A 16,682-nucleotide genomic window follows, 5' to 3' on the forward strand; every position below is an offset into this window, starting at 1 on the left:
TCGCGGCCGGGCGCCCCCCTTGACGACAGACCCTAGCCGCTCGCGCCCGCGCCGCTCGGCGTGTCGTGGCGCGGCGGGGCATCTGGGGTATTAGGGGTATCTGGGGTATCGTCCGGCGCGCCGTAGCGGCGGGCCAGCTCGGCGACGGCGCGGGCGACGGCCGACCGCAGCTCGGGCGGGCCCAGCACCTCGGCGTCGGTGCCCAGCCGCAGCATGTCGTGGACCGCGACCGGAAGCGACTCCACGGGGAGGACGACACGCCGTCGCCCCTGGTCGTCGGGTGGGCCCGCCATGGCCACCGCCTCCGCGCCCACCGCCCCGAACTGCATCGGGAGCAGCTTCACCCCGCGCTCGGAGAGCAGAAGTTCGGCCTCGCTCTGGAAGCGCATGGACTCCAGTCGGCGGGACGACTCCGCCCAGGAGGCGGCGAGGTCGAATCCGGCGGGCCGCTCGAAGACCTCCGCCAGCACCTCGGCGTCGAGGATCCGCGACACCCGGTAGCTGCGTACGGAATCCTCGACCCTCGCCGCCAGGTACCAGATGCCGCCCTTGAGGACGAGGCCCAGCGGGCACAGCTCGCGCCGCACCTCGCCGCGCCAGCGGCGGTAGTGCACCCGCAGGACGCGCCGCTCCCATACGGCCTCGGCGGCCGCCGCCAGATGGGGCACCGGCTCGGCGTCCCGGAACCAGCCCGGCGCGTCGAGGTGGAAGCGCTCCTGGATCCGCCGGGACCGCTCCCCCAGCTCGGCCGGGAGCGCGGCCCGCAGCTTGAGCTGGGCCGTGGTGAGGTCGGCGCCCAGCCCCAGCTCGGCGGCCGGGCCGGGCATCCCGGCGAGGAAGAGCGAGTCGGCCTCGTCACCGGTGAGCCCGGTCAGCCGGGTGCGGTAGCCGTCGAGCAGCCGAAAGCCCCCGGCCGGGCCCCGGTCGGCGTAGACCGGCACCCCGGAGGCGCTCAGCGCCTCCACATCGCGGTAGACGGTGCGCACCGAGACCTCCAGCTCGGCGGCGAGCTCGGGCGCGGTCATCCGGCCCCGGTTCTGCAACAGCAGGAGCAGTGAGAGAAGGCGGTCGGCGCGCATGCGGTCCATTGTGGCCGCCGTACCTGACAGAAGATGTCAGGTACGGCGGCCAGAGTGGCTTTCGCAGCCGATCCCGGCCCCGGAAAGGATCCACCATGACCACGCACACCACCGGCCACTTCACCTACGCCGACTGGCAGGAGAGCGTCCTCGATGAGACCGAGGGCGCCGAGAGCGGCGCCAAGCTGGCCCGGGCCGTGGTCACGAACGCCTTCTCGGGCGGCATCGAGGCACCGCGGACCAGCTGTCAGTACGCCATCACCTATCTGTCCGACAAGACCGGCGTCTGCTGCGGCTACGAGCTGCTGACCGGCACCCTGGACGGGCGCGCGGGCAGCTTCGTCGTGGTGCAGCACGGCAGCTGGGGCGAGGACGCCACCGTCCGCTGCACCTTCGAGGTGGTGCCCGGATCCGGCACCGGCGAGCTGACCGGGCTCACCGGATCGGGCACCTTCTCCGCCGTCCAGGGGGAGTCCGAGATCCCCTACAGCTTCGACTACGCGCTCTAGCCCGGTCAGGCGCCGAGATCCGGTCAGGCGCTAAGGTCCGGGATCCGCCAGTCGATCGGGGTGTGGCCCTGGGCCTTGACCGCCTCGTCGATCTGGGTGAAGGGGCGCGACCCGAAGAACTTCTTCGCCGACAGCGGGGACGGGTGCGCCCCCTTCACCACCGCGTGCCGCGACGCGTCGATGAGCGGCAGCTTCTTCTGGGCGTAGTTCCCCCAGAGCACGAAGACGGCCGGATCGGGGCGCGAGGCCACCGCGCGGATCACCGCGTCGGTGAACTTCTCCCACCCCTTGCTCTTGTGGGAGTTGGCCTCGCCGCCCCGGACCGTCAGCACCGCGTTGAGCAGCAGCACGCCCTGCTCGGCCCAGGGCATCAGATAGCCGTTGTCGGGCACCGGGTGGCCGAGCTCGTCCTTCATCTCCTTGAAGATGTTCCGCAGCGACGGCGGGGTTTTGACGCCCGGCCGCACCGAGAAGCACAGACCGTGGCCCTGGCCCTCGCCGTGGTACGGGTCCTGCCCGAGGACAAGCACCTTCACCTGGTCGAACGGCGTGGCCTCCAGGGCGGCGAACACCTCCTCGCGCGGCGGGTACACCGGCCCCTTGGCCCGCTCCTCCTCGACGAACTCGGTGAGCTCCTTGAAATAGGGCTTCTCCAGCTCCTCGCCGAGGACCCCGCGCCAGGACTCGGGCAGCACATAGGGCACGTCTTCAACCTCCGGTCGGTGTTTCCGTCTTACCGGCACAGAACCTACCGGTGGTCACTGACAACGCCTCATACGCGCCCGGGCCGCTTCAGCGGCGCGGGGCCGGACCGGGGCGGCGCGGCCCCGGACCGGGCGCCGGTCGTCAGCCGAGCCCGGCGCCCAGGAGGATGCCGCCGTCCACCACGAGCGTCTGCCCGGTGATCCACGCCGACTGGTCGGAGGTGAGGAACGCGGCCGCGCCCCCGATGTCCTCCGGCACGCCGAGCCGCTTCAGCGGGTAGGCCGCCGCGGCCTCGTCCTCCCGCCCCTCGTACAGGGCGGTGGCGAACTTGGTCTTCACCACCGCCGGGGAGATGGCGTTGACCCGCACCCGCGGGGCGAACTCCTGGGCGAGCTGCACCGTGAGGTTGATCATGGCGGCCTTGCTGACGCCGTACGCCGCGATGAACGGCGAGGACGACATCCCGGCGAGCGAGGCGATGTTGACGATGGTGCCGCCGTTCTCCTGCTGCCAGGCCTTCCAGGTCCGCTGGGCGAAGCCCAGTGCCGAGACGACATTGGTCTCGAAGACCTTACGGAGCACATCGAGGCCGAGATCGGCGATGGGCGAGTAGACCGGGTTGGTGCCGGCGTTGTTCACCAGGTGGTCGACCCGGCCGAACGCCTCCATCGTCCGCTCGACGGCGACCGCCTGGTGCGCCTGGTCATGGGCCTTCCCGGCGACGTAGATCGCACGGTCGGCCCCCAGCCGCTCCACGGCCTCCTTGAGCGCGTCCTCGTTGCGCCCGGTGACGCACACCTTGTCACCACGGGCCACCATCGCCTTGGCGATGGCGTAGCCGATCCCCCGGCTCGCCCCGGTGATGAGCGCGGCCCTGCCGCTGTCCTGTATCTGCGCGGTCATGTGGTGCGTGACTCCTGATCAGTTGAGCGGGCCGCCGGCCACGTACATGACCTGGCCGGAGACGAAACCGGCCGCCTCACCCGTGAAGAAGGCGATCGCGTTGGCGATGTCGGCGGGCTCCCCGACGCGCTGTACCGGGATCTGGCTCGCGGCCGCCTTCTGGAAGTCCTCGAAGCCCATGCCGACGCGTTCGGCGGTCGCGGCGGTCATGTCGGTGGCGATGAAGCCGGGCGCCACGGCGTTGGCGGTGACGCCGAACTTGCCGAGCTCGATGGCGAGGGTCTTGGTGAAGCCCTGCATACCGGCCTTGGCCGCGGAGTAGTTGACCTGGCCGCGGTTGCCCAGCGCCGAGCTGCTGGAGAGGTTGACGATCCGGCCGAAGCCCGCGTCCACCATGTGCTTCTGGCAGGCGCGCGACATCAGGAACGCGCCCCGCAGATGCACGTTCAGCACGGTGTCCCAGTCGGACTCGCTCATCTTGAACAGCAGATTGTCGCGGAGCACACCCGCGTTGTTGACCAGGATCGTCGGCGCGCCGAGCTCCTCGGCGACACGCGCGACGGCGGCCTCGACCTGCTCGGCGTCCGACACATCGCAGCCCACGGCGATGGCCTTGCCGCCCGCCTCGGTGATCTTCTCCACGGTGGCCGCACAGGCCCCCTCGTCGAGGTCGAGCACGGCGACGACGCGGCCCTCCTCGGCCAGGCGCACGGCGGTCGCCGCGCCGATGCCGCGGGCCGCGCCCGTCACGATGGCAACGCGCTGCTCAGTGGTGGACATGCGGGTTCTCCTCGCATCGATGGCGGCTCACCGTCCCGGCCCCGGGAGTGAGCAACCGCTTAGTCTCTCCTGCGCACGAGACGCTATGAGGCCCGCCACCGCCTGTCAACGACCACCCCTATGTACTCGCTATGTACTCGCTCACCTCCGCGTGCTTTGAGCCGGTGCGTCACCGCACCAGCAGGTCGAGCAACCGCTCGACCTCCGCCTCCGCGTCCGCCGTCAGACCCGTGTGCACCGGCCCCGGCTGGACGACCGTGGAGCGCGGCGCCACGAGCCAGCGGAAGCGCCGTCCCGCGTCCTCCCCGGCCGCCTGACCGGCCCGTTCCCCTCCGCCGCAGACACACTCGACCGCGCGCAGCGCGGCCCGTACCGCGGGCACGTCCGCCGAGGGGTCCAGGGCGCGCAGCCGGTCCTCGTCCAGATGGATCCGGGCCGCCACGAAGGAGGTGGCGCGGCAGTAGACGACCACACCCGCGTTGATCCGCTCACCCCGCTCGACCCGGGGGACGACCCGCAGCACGGCGTATTCGAAGACATCCCGCCCGTTGTGGAACCCGCTCACCGCGGCGCCTTTCCGTCGACCCACACCCGCAGCCACTCGGGGGCCTTGGACGGCCCCTCACCGGCGCGCTCCCCGAGCGTGATCCTCTGCCCCACCGTGGCCGCCCGCTCCAGCAGCACCTCGACATAGGCGCGGCGTACCGCGTCCGGGCCGTCGAAGCCCGGCTCGTCGGTCAGCCATTCGTCGGGGACGTCCGCCACCACCTCGGTGAGCAGTTCCTCGGTGATCCGCGGCGCCAGGGCCCGGCCGGCCGCGGCGATGTCCGGCGCGAACGGCGCGAGGACGTGGTCGGAGGCGTCGTACGGCTTGGCGGCGGCCTTGTCCAGCCCGCGCCAGCCGTGGTGCCAGATCATCGTGGCGCCGTGGTCGATGAGCCACAGCCGCCCGTGCCAGACCAGCATGTTGGGGTTGCGCCAGGAGCGGTCCACATTGCCGATGAGCGCGTCGAACCACACGACCCGCCCGGCCTCCTCCGCGCCCACTTCGAAGGCGAGCGGATCGAAGCCGAGCGACCCGGGGAGGTAGTCCATGCCGAGGTTGAGCCCGCCACTGGCCTTGAGCAGCTCCTGCACCTCCTGGTCCGGTTCACTCAGACCGATCACCGGGTCCAGCTGGATCCGCACCAGATCCGGCACCCGCAGCCCCAGCCGGCGGCCCAGCTGACCGCAGACGACCTCGGCGACGAGGGTCTTGCGGCCCTGCCCGGCGCCGGTGAACTTCATGACGTAGGTGCCCAGATCGTCGGCCTCGACGATGCCCGGCAGCGATCCGCCCTCACGCAAGGGCGTGACATACCGGATCGCGGTGACTTCGGTCAACATTTTCCCAGGCTATCCGACTTACTGACCTTGCAATCCACGATTTTCTCCAGGCACCCACAAGCCGGCGAATCCGCTCCGATAAGCCTGGGGAGAATCTGGGGAGTTTCGGTCGGCATGTCGGTCCCCATGCCTCCAGCGTGATCGAGGCGTAGGAGTGCCGCAGCGCATGGAAGCCGTCCTGCGCCGCCGCCCATTGCCACGGCCTCGAGCCGCGTCTTCCGCTCCTGGTCGTCCTGCGTCTTCGGACCTCGTCCGCGGAGGCCGGCGTGGCGTTCTCGGCGGACTTCGTCGAACGAGGTGGTGCCGCCCGGGTCGGTGACCCGGCGCAGCACCGCGAGGGCCCCGGGCATCCGTGAGGCGATCACCCGGAACGGCGCAAGTTCCGGTCGGCGCGCTCGGCCTGGTCCTCGATGGCGTGGTGGTCCGGCGGGGCCAGGCGGTCCGCCAGGGCGGTGAAGTCGTGGATGAGTGGGGAGCGGTGGGTGGCGGGCCAGGCCAGGCAGACGCGGTTGGGGCCAAGGTCATCTACGGGGAGCACCATGACATCGGGGCGGGTGTAGAAGGTGGCGGTGGAGAGCGGCAGGACGCAGATGCCCGCCCCCGCCGCGACCAGTTCGAGCTTCTCCTCGACGCTGTGGATGGGCGGGACTTCGGCGCGCTCGCCGGTGCGCAGCTCGCGCGCCACATCGCGCCACTCCGGCACGGCGTCCGGGTCCTGGAGAAGGTGATCGTCGGCGAGGCCGTCGACCGTGATCGCGGACCTCGCGGCCAGTGGATGGTCCGCGGGGACGACGGCGACGCGTGGCTCGGTGAACAGCGGCTGTACTCGCAGGCCACTCTGGTCGATGGGCAGGCGGACGATGCTGACGTCGGCCCGGCCGTCGCGCAGAACGGCCACCTGGTCGTCCCAGCTGGTGCGCAGGAGGCGGACGCTGAGCCCGGGGTGGCGGGCCTTGAGAGCGCGGACCGCGGGGGTGACAGTGATGCCGGGCATGAAGCCGATGGTGAACACCGGGGTGTCCGCGGCCGCGGCGGCGACCCGGCGCACCATGGCCTGCGACGCCGCGAGCAGCGGCCCCGCCTCGTCCAGGAGCCTGGCCCCGGCGGGGGTCAGGGCCGTGGCCCGCCGGTCGCGCCGCAGGAGCCGCACGCCCAGGTCGTCCTCCAGGGCGCGTACCTGCCGCGACAGGGCCGGCTGGGCGATGTGCAGCCGCTCGGCGGCGCGGCCGAAGTGCAGTTCCTCGGCGACCGCCACGAAGTAGCGCAGCTTCCGCAGATCGACGTCCATATCGGTGCCGCATCCCGTCGTCATCCGTCCCCGTCTCCTCCTTCGTACCGCACCTTTCCCGGCGCCGCGCCGGTCACCCCCGGGCGAAGACGGCGAGCGGGTCGGTGTGCGCGGGGACCCAGCCCAGTTCGGCGCGGGCGCGTGCCGGGGTGAGCCGCTGGTCGAGGGCGAAGGCGTCGGCAATGAGCCCCATGTCCGCGCGCGCCTGCTCCAACGTGAGGGACACGGTCTTCCCGCCCAGGCCGATGCCGTGGCTGACGGCCTGGGCCACCTCCTTGGCCGTCGGGTTCACCCCGCCGACGCCCGCGTATACGGAGCCGGCCCTGGCGCGCAGCGCCGCGACGTACAGTTCGGCCAGGTCGTCGACGTGGACCAGGGCCCAGTGCTGCGCGCCGTCGCCGATGTAGGCGATCGCTCCCGCCTGCCTGCCGGGCTGGGTGAAGAAGACATCGATGAGCCGGTTCTCGCCGCCGTAGAGGAGGCCGGGTCGGACGATAACCGGTCGGCCGCCGCGGGCGGCGCGGGCCAGGACGGCGTCCTCGACGGGGCGACGCCAGGCGACCAGGGCGGGTGGGTTCCAGGGGGCGTCCTCGTCCACGAGCCCGTCGGTGTCGCCGTAGACCCAGGTGCCGCCGGTGTGGACGTAGGTGCCGGCGCCGATGCCGTCCTGCATGGCGGTGGCCGCGGCGGAGTCCTCCTCACCCTTCTCGGCCTGCGCGAGATGGATGACGGCCTCGGCATGCGCCGCCGCCTCGTTGAGTACGCCCAGGTCGGAGAGACCGCCGCGGACCGGGGCCGCCCCCAGCGCCTCGACCGTGTGGGCGGCGCGTTCGCTGCGGGCCAGCGCGCGCACGGTATGGCCGTGCCGCAGCAGCGCGCTGATCACGGCCTTGCCGATATAGCCTGAACCGCCGGTGACGAAGACCTTCATGACGTACTTCCTCTCGTGGAGAAACGCTGTTCGGGATCGCTTTCACCGTGCGGCCGGACGGGCGGCGGCGTCCAAGACCTGTTCCGCTCGCTGTGATGCCGCCTCGGCATCAGTCCAGTGCCGAAATCGCCGAACAGACCTACCGGCACCGCAACACGGTCCGCGACCGGCCCCAGACCGTCGGGAACGCCACAGACCATGAGCCTGCTCAGTACCGGCGGACGCAGCCCCCGGTACGGGGTGGGCGATGGCGGTCGAGGCGATGTACAGGATCCGCCCGTGGTCGGCGAGGTGTTGGGCGGCCCGCTGCATCGTCAGGATCGCGCCCTTGGCGTTGACGTTGAACATGCTGTCGATCTGCTCGTCGCTGAGCTCGGCGATCGGGACTCCGAGAAGTTCCAGACCGGCGTTGGCCACGACGATGTCGAGGGAGCCGAAGCGCTCCTTGGCCTCTGTGAAGAGGCGGTCCACTTCGGTGGCCTTGGAGATGTCGGCCTGGACCGCGATCGCCTGTCCCGCGTGTTCGTGGACCTCTTTGAGCGCCTGTTCGCCGTTCGCGGTGCTGGACGCGTAGTTGAGCACGATGTTGGCGCCGAGTTGCGCGTAGCGCAGTGCGATGGCCTTGCCGATGCCCCGGGCGGAGCCGGTGATCAAGGCGGTTTTGCCGGTGAGGTCAGTCATGTCTTTCTCTGGTTTGTCGTCGGTGGGGTGCCGGCGGAGGGGCTACTTCGGAGCCGGTGCGGGGAAGCGGTACTCGATCTGGGTGCGGTCGGTGTACAGCCGCCAGTAGGTCTCGGCGAGGTCGGCGGGGTCGATGACGTGCATGCCGGTGGTGCCGCCGGTGATCTCGGCGAGCTGCTCGGGTGAGACGGCGTTGTACGCCTCGCTGTGCTTGATGAGCGCGGACAGGGTGACGACTCCGGCATAGACGCCGGCGTCGGCGACCTCGCCGTGGAGAGAGTGGATGAAGTTGCGGATGCCGGACATGGCCGGGCCGATGCCGCTGATGAAGGGTTGGGGGTCGGCCGCGGTGAAGCCGCCGGTGACCATGAAGCCGCCTGCGCCCCGGGCGGTCATCTCGGGCAGGACGGTGTGGGCGATCTCGACGGGGGTGAGCAGGAACAGGTTCACCCAGTGGGCCAGGCGTTCGGCGTCCAGCTCGGTGGCGGGGACAAAGGCGGTGCCGCCGGGAAGGGGCTGGTAGGACACGACGTCGATGCGGTCGTAGCGGTGCTTGATGGCCTGGACCACCCCGGCGGCGTTGGCCGGGTTCGACAGGTCGGCGGGGAAGGCGGTGGCGTCAATGCCCTCGGCGGCCAGTTCGTCGGCCATGGCTTGCAGGCGCGCCGCGTTCCGGGCGACCAGCGCGATACGGAAGTCCTCCTTGCCGAAGCGGCGGGCGAGGGCGGTGCCGAGGCCGGAGCCGGCACCGAAGATGGCAAGAACCTTGGACATGGCTGTTTTCCTTTTCGTGCTGTTGGTGAGGCAGGACGGCCCGGTTTTGGGCGTGCCTGGGCAGAAGCTGTCGCAGCGATGGCCGGGAGGCTGGGCCGGGTGGTGTCAGAAGTCGGTGGAAGCGGCGATCGCCTTGCCGGCGTCGAGCTCGGCGATGCGGTCGCTCAGGGCGGTGCGCATGGCGGTGTAGGCGTCACTGCCGAGAGCAAGGCGGCGCGGCGCTGGAGTCGAGTCGGCAGAGGCGATGATCGCTGAAGCGACCTTGTGAGGGTCGCCGGGCGCCTCGGCGGTGACGTTGTCCACGGTTTCGAGGTAGCTGCGGATCTGCCCGGCCGGGCCGTCGGCGTACTCGGGCATCCCCGGCGCGATGTCGAGATTGGCGCCGAACGTGGTGCGGATGACGCCGGGCTCGACCATGGTGATCTGGACGCCGAAGGGGGCGACCTCAGGGAGCACGGACTCGAAGAAGCCCTCCACGCCCCACTTCGAGGCGTGATACATGCCGGCCCCCGGGGTGGAGATGTGCGCGCCCATGGTCGAGGTCTGGATGAACCGGCCCCCGCCCTGGGCCCGCAGGTGGGGAAGCACAGCACGCAGCAGCTGGATCGGCGCGCTCATGTTCAGCGCGATCTGCGCCGCAATGATCTCGTCCGACAGCTCCTCCGCCGCACCGACCGAACCCCGCCCGGCATTGGAGAACACCACATCCACCGGCCCGACCTCCCGGAACAAGCGCTCCACAACGGTGCGCAGCGCCGCGGTGTCGGTTACATCCAGCGCCGCGGTCCACAGCAGGTCCGGGTACTTCTGCGCCAGGTCCGCCAGGGCTTCCGGCCGCCGTGCCGTAGCGGCCACCCGGTGCCCCGCGGCGAGGAGCTGCTCGGTGACGGCGCGGCCTATCCCCGCGGTGGCTCCCGTGATCATCCATGTCTTCAATGTCATGATATCGCCCTTCTATTTCAACCGGTTGGTTGACTCTTTGAACGTACGGGCATCCGATGGCGATGTCAAACGGACGGTTGAAATAGAATCGGGGCATGGCCTACGACCCCGCCGCTACACGCGCCCGACTCCTGACCGCCGCCTACGACGAGTTCCTACGGGTTGGCATGGCCGGCGCCCGGGTCGCCCGGATCGCCGAGGCCGCCTCGGTCAACAAACAAGCCGCCTACCACCACTTCGGCTCCAAGGAAGCCCTCTTCGACGCGGTCATGGCCGACCGGCTGCGCATCCTGGCGGACGCCGCCCCCTTCACGCCGGACGACCTGCCCGGCTATGCCGGCGCCCTCTTCGACGCCTTGGTCGCCGATCCCGGAGTACAGCGTCTGAACCAGTGGAAGATGTTGGAGACCCCCGAGGCTTCCGCGGGCGAGGTCGAGGCCCACGTGTCCAAGGCCGCGGCTGTTGCCGAGCATTACGGCGTCGAGATGGCACTCGCCACGGACGTCATGATGATCGTGCTGGGCATGGCCATGAGCTGGAACACGACCGAAGCGAAGATCCGTAACCCTCACGACGAGGACAGTGACCAACGCCTTCTGGAACATCGCACCGCCGTGGTCACCGCGGTCACCGCGGTCACCAAAGCCCTGCTCGGGCAGCACTGACGTCTGCGTAAATGAGCTAAGCACCCCACTCGGCCGATGCACCCCGAAATGACCACCGCCTGGTCCGGCTACTGGCCGTCCGCAGCCCGTGACCGCGCGAGATTCAAGCGCCGATACCCGGTCTCCGATCGACATGACCAGCTTGAGCAGTCCGGTCGCCTCCATCCGCCACCGATCGGGGGTGATGCGGCGTGGGGCCGCACTCCGGCCCTGCCATCGGGTATGGCGGTATGGGCGGGAGAACACTCTCTCACCGCCGCGGGCCGGACACGGAGCGGGAGAGTGCGGATGGCGGACGAGGCGAGGGCGGCCGGCCGAGGAGCCGGTGCGCGCGGGGGCGGGGTGGGGGGCGGGTCGGTGGAGAGGACGCGCGGCGGCTGGGCCCGGCTGCTTGCCGTGGTCCCGGTGCTGCTGCTGATCGGCGGTGTGGTGCTGGACGTCTTCGGGCCGGTGCCCTACGCCGGGTTGCCCCTGCTGTCCGCCGGTCCGCTCGCGGCCTGCATGGTGCTGACGTTCCGGGGTGCGGTGGTCACCGCGGTCGCCGCGTGTGTGCTGGCGGTGTGTGTGGACGTGCTGGTGAACCGCCCGCTGACGGCGCTCGTGGTGAACCTGCTGGACGTGGCGGTGATCAGCGCGATCGCGCTGTGGCTGAAGTGGGTGGTCCGGCGTCAGGGGCGGCGCTTCGCGGCGGTGCGCGCCGTGGCCGAGGTGGCGCAGCGGGCGGTCCTGCCACCGCCGCCCGCGCGGGTGGGGACGGTGTCGGTGGCCACCCGCTATGAGTGTGCGCACGCGGAAGCGCTGATCGGCGGGGACTTCTACGCGGTGCACGGTTCGCCGTTCGGGGTGCGGGCGCTGATCGGGGACGTACGGGGCAAGGGGCTGCCCGCCGTGTCCACCATGGCCGTGGCGACCAGCGCCTTCCGTGAGGCGGCGGAGCAGGCCGCGACGTTGTGGGAGCTGGCCGAGTACATGGAGCGGGCCCTGGCCCGGTTCGCGGCGGATGTCGGCGACCAGCCGGACGCGCTGGAGCGGTTTGCCACCGCCGTACTGGTCGAGGTCAGCGAGGAGGAGGGGCGGGTGCGGTTGCACCACCGCGGTCATCCGCCGCCGTATCTGATCAGCGGGGGCCGGGTGACGGCGCTGGAGCCGTCCGCTCCGGGGCTTCCCCTGGGGCTGGGGATGCCGGAGGGCGTCGGCGAGTCCGGCTGTGACACCTTCCCCTTCCACCGGGGGGACTATCTGCTGCTGGTGACCGATGGTGTCACCGAGGCGCGCGACCGGCACGGGACCTACTACGAACCCCGCACGAGGCTGGCCGACCGGGATTTCCGCACGGCGTCGGAGGTGGTGGACACGCTCGTTGCCGATGTCACCGACTGGACCGGGGGCCGGCGACACGACGACATGGCGATCCTGGCCCTCACACCGGTCCGCTGAGGGGAGGCACCGGCCCGCACCGCGGAGCGGGACACCGTGCGCCCTCCGATCGCCATGGCACTGTGTTCGAGCTCCGTGGCATCTGGATAACATCTGGCCGAACGCCAGGTGAGGCGGATTGGATCCAGTAAGGGGAAACGGGCCAGCGGTGGTGACGGGTGGGGTGGCGGCACGCTTGCGAGTACCAGTGGGCGAGGACGCCGGGCGGTGGGTCACCCGTACGGGCTGCCGACGGGTCTTGCTCGTCGTACACAACGTGACGTCCGCGACACGCCTGTTGGATGTGCTTCCGCTGTTCCACGATGATATCGGTGTGCAGCTGTTCGCCACCTGCACCGGGTCTTCCCCGTTCCTGGCCGGGGTGCCCGAGCTGTTGGCGGGGGCGGGGCTGCCGATACTCCCCTGGGCACAGGCCAAGGACACGACGTTCGACTTGGCGGTGGCAGCGAGCTACGGCGGCGAGCTGAGTCAAATACGGGCGAAATTGGCCGTATTGTCGCACGGGATTGGCTACAATAAGAGGTTGGCGACGCCGAACGCCGAACGCCGAACGCCGAACGCCGAACGCCGAACGCCCAACGCCCAACGCCGGTCTTCGGGCTGTCGCCGGAGTGGCTGCTGGAGGACGGGAGTCCGCTGGCAACCGCCACCGTCCTGTCGCACCCCGAGCAGTTGGAGCGGCTGCGTACCTCCTGCCCGGAGGTCGTTCCCACCGCCGTGCTCGCGGGGGACCCGTGTTTCGACCGCATCCTCGCCGCCCTTCCTCAGCGTGACCGCTTCCGCCGGGCCCTGGGCGTGGGGCCGGGGCAGCGACTGATCGTCGTCAGCTCGACTTGGGCGACGCGTTCGCTGTTCGGTGGAGGAACCGTAGGGACGGCGGCCGGCGGAGCGGATACGGACGATGTGCTGCCTTGGCTGTTGTCCCGCCTGGCCACGGAACTGCCGGCCGACGAGTACCGGACCACCGCCGTCCTGCATCCGAACATCTGGCACGGCCATGGCCCCGGGCAGGTCCGCGCCTGGCTCGACACCGCCCGCCGGGCCGGTCTGGAGGCGATCCCGCCCCTCGAAGGGTGGAGACAGGCGCTGATCGCGGCCGACTGCGTGCTGGGCGATCATTCCAGCGTCACCTATTACGCGGCGTCCATCGGCAGACCCGTCCTCCTCGGCGCCTTTCCCCAGGAGGATCTGGACCCGCTCTCCCCGGTCGCCGCCCTCGGCCGGACCGCCCCGCTCCTGGTACGCGGCGAAAGCCTGCGCGCGCAGATCGACCGGGCCATCGAGTGCCACGAGCAGAACCGGTACGAGGAGCTGATGGAGCAGGCCAGTTCGTCGCCCGGAGAGTCGGCCGCGCTCCTTCGGCGCCTGTTCTACGACCTCATGGGCGCCTCGGAACCCGAAGGCCGCTCCGCCCTGCTGGACCCACTGCCGCTGCCGCCCTACCTGCCCGCCCGCCGTACCGTGCCGGTCCGCGTGCTCACGCGGGCGGTCACGACCGATCCACCCGAGGTCGCAGTCGTGCGCCACTGCGTGGTCGGCGACGAGCCCGACCCGTACGAGAGCCTGACGCACGAGGTCGACAGCGTCCATACGGTGGTCGACGAGGAGACACGGGAGAGCGGGCGGCTGCGGATCGCGGACATCGTCGTCCGGCGCGCGGCCGACGACGACCCTCGGCTCGGACCGGCCGGCGCCTGGACGTCGGAAGCGCTCGCGTGGTACCCGCACTGCGGGCTCGCCGCCTACATCGACGGTCCGGACCGCTGCGTCGTGGGCACCCGCGCCGGGGACCTGGTGCGGCTGTCCGCCGCCACGGGTCCGGACGGACGACCCGACCTGTGCGACCCCGCCGCCTACGCCTCGGCTCTCTACGCCTGGCTCGTGAGCGGGCGGACGCTGGAGCAGGCCGCCCCCGTGCTCACCGTACGCACCGGCTCCACGGCACACCGGGTCACCATCGAACGCGTCAGGACGCCTTCGGCGTGACCCGTCCCTCGCCGTGCTCCCGAACCGTCACGCCCCGAGTTCGCCCAGCCGCGCCCGGACCCTGTCCTGCCCGGCCCGGTCGCCGTTGTCCTCGTAGTACGCGGCGGCGGTGCGCAGTTCCTCCGCCTCCTGGCCGGGGCGGCCGGCGAGGCGGTGGCAGCGGGCCCGCAGTTCGGTGGCGTCGGCCAGTTGCAGCCCCGCCCCCGCCGTCTCCATGGCCTTGACGGCCTGGTCCAGGCAGACGAGCGCGAGATCCGTGTCCCCCGCGTCCATATGCGCCTCGCCCAGACTCATGTAGACGCGGCCCTCGTTGTACGGGTCGCCGCCGGGCAGTCGGCGGAACAGCGCCAGCGCGTTGTTCAGCCGGGCGAGGGCGGAGCCGAATTCTCGCTGCGAGGCCTGGGTGCGGCCTATGTGGTGTTCGAGGATGGCCGTGGCGCGGGGCACGTCCTTCCGGCCGTCGCTGCCCTCCGGGATGCGCCCGAGGATCCGCTGTGCCTCCTCGAAGCACTCCTGGGCCTCCGCGTACTCCCACCGCTTGCGGTGGAGGAGCCCCAGCGCCTCGACGGCGGTCGCCTGTCCGCGGTGGTGCCCGCAGTCGCGGTCCGCCGCCGCGGCCTGCGCGAGAGCCGTCGCGGCATCGTCGCCCCGGCCGAGGCCCAGGTAACCGAAGGCGAGTTGCGTCAGCATCCGGCCCGGGGCGCGGGGGTCGCCGAAGTCCGCCGCGCTGCGCCGGGCCGCGTCGACCCCGAGCAGATGCGTGTCGATCCACTGGGCGTGGAATCCAAGGAGCAGATGCAGCCCCCACATCGCCTCGCACAGTTGCCAGACGAGGTCGTCGAAACCGTGGTGCGCGGCGGCCTGGATGACGGCCGCGAGGTTCTCACGCTCGCGGCGCAGGCTCGTCAGCGCGAGTTTGCCGTCCGCCGGATCGCGCTCTTCCGGCAGCCTGAGCCCCCGATAGGCAGGGCCGAGCCGCCAACGCAGCGGCATCACCCGGAAGTCGGCCTCCGCCGCGAACCGCAGGTGCGCGACCGTCGTCCGTCGCACGGCGGCGGCCATGCGGCCGTGCCCGTCTTCCTCGATCGCCCGCCCACGCGCGTGGGCCCGCGTCAGGTCGTGGAAGCGGTAGCGTTCCTCGTCGACTTCTTCCAGCAGGTGGACCCGGGCGAGCTCCTCCAGCAGCTCCCGCGCCCGGTCCACCGGGACATCGGCACAGTGCGCGGCACACAGGACGGTCACGGTCGGCCAGGCCCACACGGCGATCGCGCGGTAGAACGCGGCGCACTCGGGCGTCAGTTCACCGTAGGTGACCTCCTGTACCAGGCGGACAGGGTCGCCGGGTGCGCCCGAGGCGTGGTGCTCCGCGTCCTGCATGGCGGCGTGTCCCCGGTCAGGACCGTGGATCCGGTCGGACAGTTGTCGCGCCGCCCGTTCCCAGGTGAGATGTTCGCGGACGGCGAGACTGGCGCCCGTGGTGCACAGCGCGAGCGGGACCCCGCCGGTGGCCTCCGCCACCGTCCGCACGACCGCCTCGGCGGCCGCCGACCGGCCGCGCTCGGCAAGGCGCCGCAGCAACCGGACGGAGTCGACGGTGGACAGCGGCCGCAAGGTGAGCGGATGAGCCCCGTGGTCGGCCACCAGACGGCCCGGCCGGTGCCGACTCGTCACGATCACGAGGCATTCCGGGGAGGCCGGCAGCAACGCGATGGCCTGTGCGTCGTCATGGACGTTGTCCAGCACGATGATCAGGCGCCGGTCGGCCGTGCAGTCGCGATACAGGTCCCGTTGGCGTGCTTCATCGCCCGGCACCATGGCCGGTGGCACCCCGAGCCGCTCCAGGAACCGGGCCAGCACATCGGAGGGCGACAGCGCCGTGCCGGCGGACGCACCGGCCAGGTCGACGAAGAGGACCCCATCGGGGAATCGATCGCGCAGCTCGTAGGCGCACCGGACGGCGGTGGCGGTCTTGCCCATGCCGCCGGGCCCGGTGAGGGCGACCACCGTTGGAGCACCCGGCGAGCGGCCCGCCTCGTCCAGCAGGGCCGTGATCTCGGCGATCACGTCCTCCCGGTCCGTGAACGCCGCGGTGGCCGGTGGCAGCATCTGGGGGCGGGAGGCGTCGTCCGCCACGGCGGGCACGGCGCGGGGGGCCAGCCACGATGCCTCCCGCACCCACTCCCTCACCTCGCGGGCGAACTCGGGTGACCTGCGGGCGACGTCCAGAAGGCGCCGCGCGGCCGCGGTCTGCTCGGACTCGCTCATGGGCAGGGTGAGGTGCTGCCCGTCGCACCCATCCGGGTCGGCGGTGGCGGGCGTCGAGTCCTCGGCACGCGCCCGCCTCAGCAGTCCGTAGAGCCTTTCGGAGGTCCGTCTGCCCATCTCGCCGCCGGCCCCGGACAGCGCGCCCGAAGCGACCGTACCGACGGTTGAGAGCACCATGCCCGTCAACGGTTCCATCCAGCTACTCCCCCAACTCGGCCTTCCCGAAATCGTATCCACGAGATCGGGAAGAGGGGCCCAGAACCGGCCGCCGAACCCTGGCGGCAAGCACCCAGGGAGAGCCGCTCCCTGCCGTACCCGCTGTCCGGCTCCCGCGACGCCTTTTCGTGGGGT

16 protein-coding genes are annotated in these 16,682 nt (G+C 71.3%); 4 read left to right on the forward strand and 12 right to left on the reverse strand.

Features of this window, described 5'->3' with window-relative positions:
* Window positions 1–32: 32 nt before the first annotated feature.
* A complete protein-coding gene (locus tag ACJX2R_RS07345) occupies window positions 33–1,088 on the reverse strand; it encodes a helix-turn-helix transcriptional regulator (protein WP_413099352.1) in 1,056 nt (351 codons plus the stop codon).
* Between the two features lie 86 nt (window positions 1,089–1,174).
* Between ACJX2R_RS07345 and ACJX2R_RS07350 the strand changes: the two genes are divergently transcribed.
* Complete coding sequence (locus ACJX2R_RS07350; RefSeq protein WP_413099353.1) at window positions 1,175–1,588, forward strand: DUF3224 domain-containing protein; 414 nt, start codon at window positions 1,175–1,177, stop codon at window positions 1,586–1,588.
* Between the two features lie 23 nt (window positions 1,589–1,611).
* Here ACJX2R_RS07350 and ACJX2R_RS07355 read toward each other — a convergent pair whose 3' ends face one another.
* The 10 genes from ACJX2R_RS07355 to ACJX2R_RS07400 form a co-directional block, all read right to left on the reverse strand.
* Entirely contained in the window at window positions 1,612–2,292 is a 681-nt protein-coding gene (locus ACJX2R_RS07355; protein ID WP_413099354.1) for a uracil-DNA glycosylase, read from the reverse strand.
* Between the two features lie 142 nt (window positions 2,293–2,434).
* On the reverse strand, window positions 2,435–3,196 hold the full coding sequence (locus ACJX2R_RS07360; RefSeq protein ID WP_413099355.1) for an SDR family oxidoreductase: 762 nt from the start codon (window positions 3,194–3,196) through the stop codon (window positions 2,435–2,437).
* Window positions 3,197–3,214: 18 nt separating this feature from the next.
* Entirely contained in the window at window positions 3,215–3,976 is a 762-nt protein-coding gene (gene fabG / locus ACJX2R_RS07365; protein ID WP_020873750.1) for a 3-oxoacyl-ACP reductase FabG, read from the reverse strand.
* Between the two features lie 169 nt (window positions 3,977–4,145).
* Window positions 4,146–4,541 carry a DUF3037 domain-containing protein gene (locus tag ACJX2R_RS07370; protein WP_201854765.1) on the reverse strand — a complete coding sequence of 132 codons (396 nt, stop codon included), beginning with the start codon at window positions 4,539–4,541 and terminating at the stop codon, window positions 4,146–4,148.
* Entirely contained in the window at window positions 4,538–5,362 is an 825-nt protein-coding gene (locus ACJX2R_RS07375) for a HipA family kinase (RefSeq protein ID WP_413099356.1), read from the reverse strand. Before ACJX2R_RS07375 ends, ACJX2R_RS07370 begins: the two co-directional genes overlap by 4 nt.
* 361 nt (window positions 5,363–5,723) lie before the next feature.
* Complete coding sequence (locus ACJX2R_RS07380; RefSeq protein ID WP_413099357.1) at window positions 5,724–6,674, reverse strand: LysR family transcriptional regulator; 951 nt, start codon at window positions 6,672–6,674, stop codon at window positions 5,724–5,726.
* Window positions 6,675–6,723: 49 nt separating this feature from the next.
* Window positions 6,724–7,581: an NAD-dependent epimerase/dehydratase family protein gene (locus tag ACJX2R_RS07385; protein WP_413099358.1), complete on the reverse strand. Its 858-nt coding sequence runs from the start codon at window positions 7,579–7,581 to the stop codon at window positions 6,724–6,726.
* Window positions 7,582–7,623: 42 nt separating this feature from the next.
* Window positions 7,624–8,262: an SDR family NAD(P)-dependent oxidoreductase gene (locus tag ACJX2R_RS07390; RefSeq protein WP_413099359.1), complete on the reverse strand. Its 639-nt coding sequence runs from the start codon at window positions 8,260–8,262 to the stop codon at window positions 7,624–7,626.
* 42 nt (window positions 8,263–8,304) lie between these two features.
* Window positions 8,305–9,036, reverse strand: a complete 732-nt coding sequence (locus ACJX2R_RS07395; protein ID WP_413099360.1) for an SDR family NAD(P)-dependent oxidoreductase — start codon at window positions 9,034–9,036, stop codon at window positions 8,305–8,307.
* Between the two features lie 105 nt (window positions 9,037–9,141).
* Window positions 9,142–9,978 carry an SDR family oxidoreductase gene (locus ACJX2R_RS07400; RefSeq protein WP_413099361.1) on the reverse strand — a complete coding sequence of 279 codons (837 nt, stop codon included), beginning with the start codon at window positions 9,976–9,978 and terminating at the stop codon, window positions 9,142–9,144.
* Between the two features lie 95 nt (window positions 9,979–10,073).
* Between ACJX2R_RS07400 and ACJX2R_RS07405 the strand changes: the two genes are divergently transcribed.
* From ACJX2R_RS07405 to ACJX2R_RS07415, 3 genes are all read left to right on the forward strand, one after another.
* Window positions 10,074–10,643: a TetR/AcrR family transcriptional regulator gene (locus ACJX2R_RS07405; protein WP_413099362.1), complete on the forward strand. Its 570-nt coding sequence runs from the start codon at window positions 10,074–10,076 to the stop codon at window positions 10,641–10,643.
* Window positions 10,644–11,000: 357 nt separating this feature from the next.
* Entirely contained in the window at window positions 11,001–12,080 is a 1,080-nt protein-coding gene (locus ACJX2R_RS07410) for a PP2C family protein-serine/threonine phosphatase (RefSeq protein ID WP_413099363.1), read from the forward strand.
* Window positions 12,081–12,752: 672 nt separating this feature from the next.
* Window positions 12,753–14,066: a hypothetical protein gene (locus ACJX2R_RS07415; protein ID WP_413099364.1), complete on the forward strand. Its 1,314-nt coding sequence runs from the start codon at window positions 12,753–12,755 to the stop codon at window positions 14,064–14,066.
* 27 nt (window positions 14,067–14,093) lie between these two features.
* Here the strand turns inward: ACJX2R_RS07415 and ACJX2R_RS07420 are convergent, their stop codons facing one another.
* Complete coding sequence (locus ACJX2R_RS07420) at window positions 14,094–16,526, reverse strand: NB-ARC domain-containing protein (RefSeq protein ID WP_413099365.1); 2,433 nt, start codon at window positions 16,524–16,526, stop codon at window positions 14,094–14,096.
* Window positions 16,527–16,682 lie beyond the last annotated feature (156 nt).

Origin of the sequence: Streptomyces sp. Inha503 (assembly GCF_047215865.1) — a bacterium.
Classification (GTDB): domain Bacteria; phylum Actinomycetota; class Actinomycetes; order Streptomycetales; family Streptomycetaceae; genus Streptomyces; species Streptomyces lycopersici.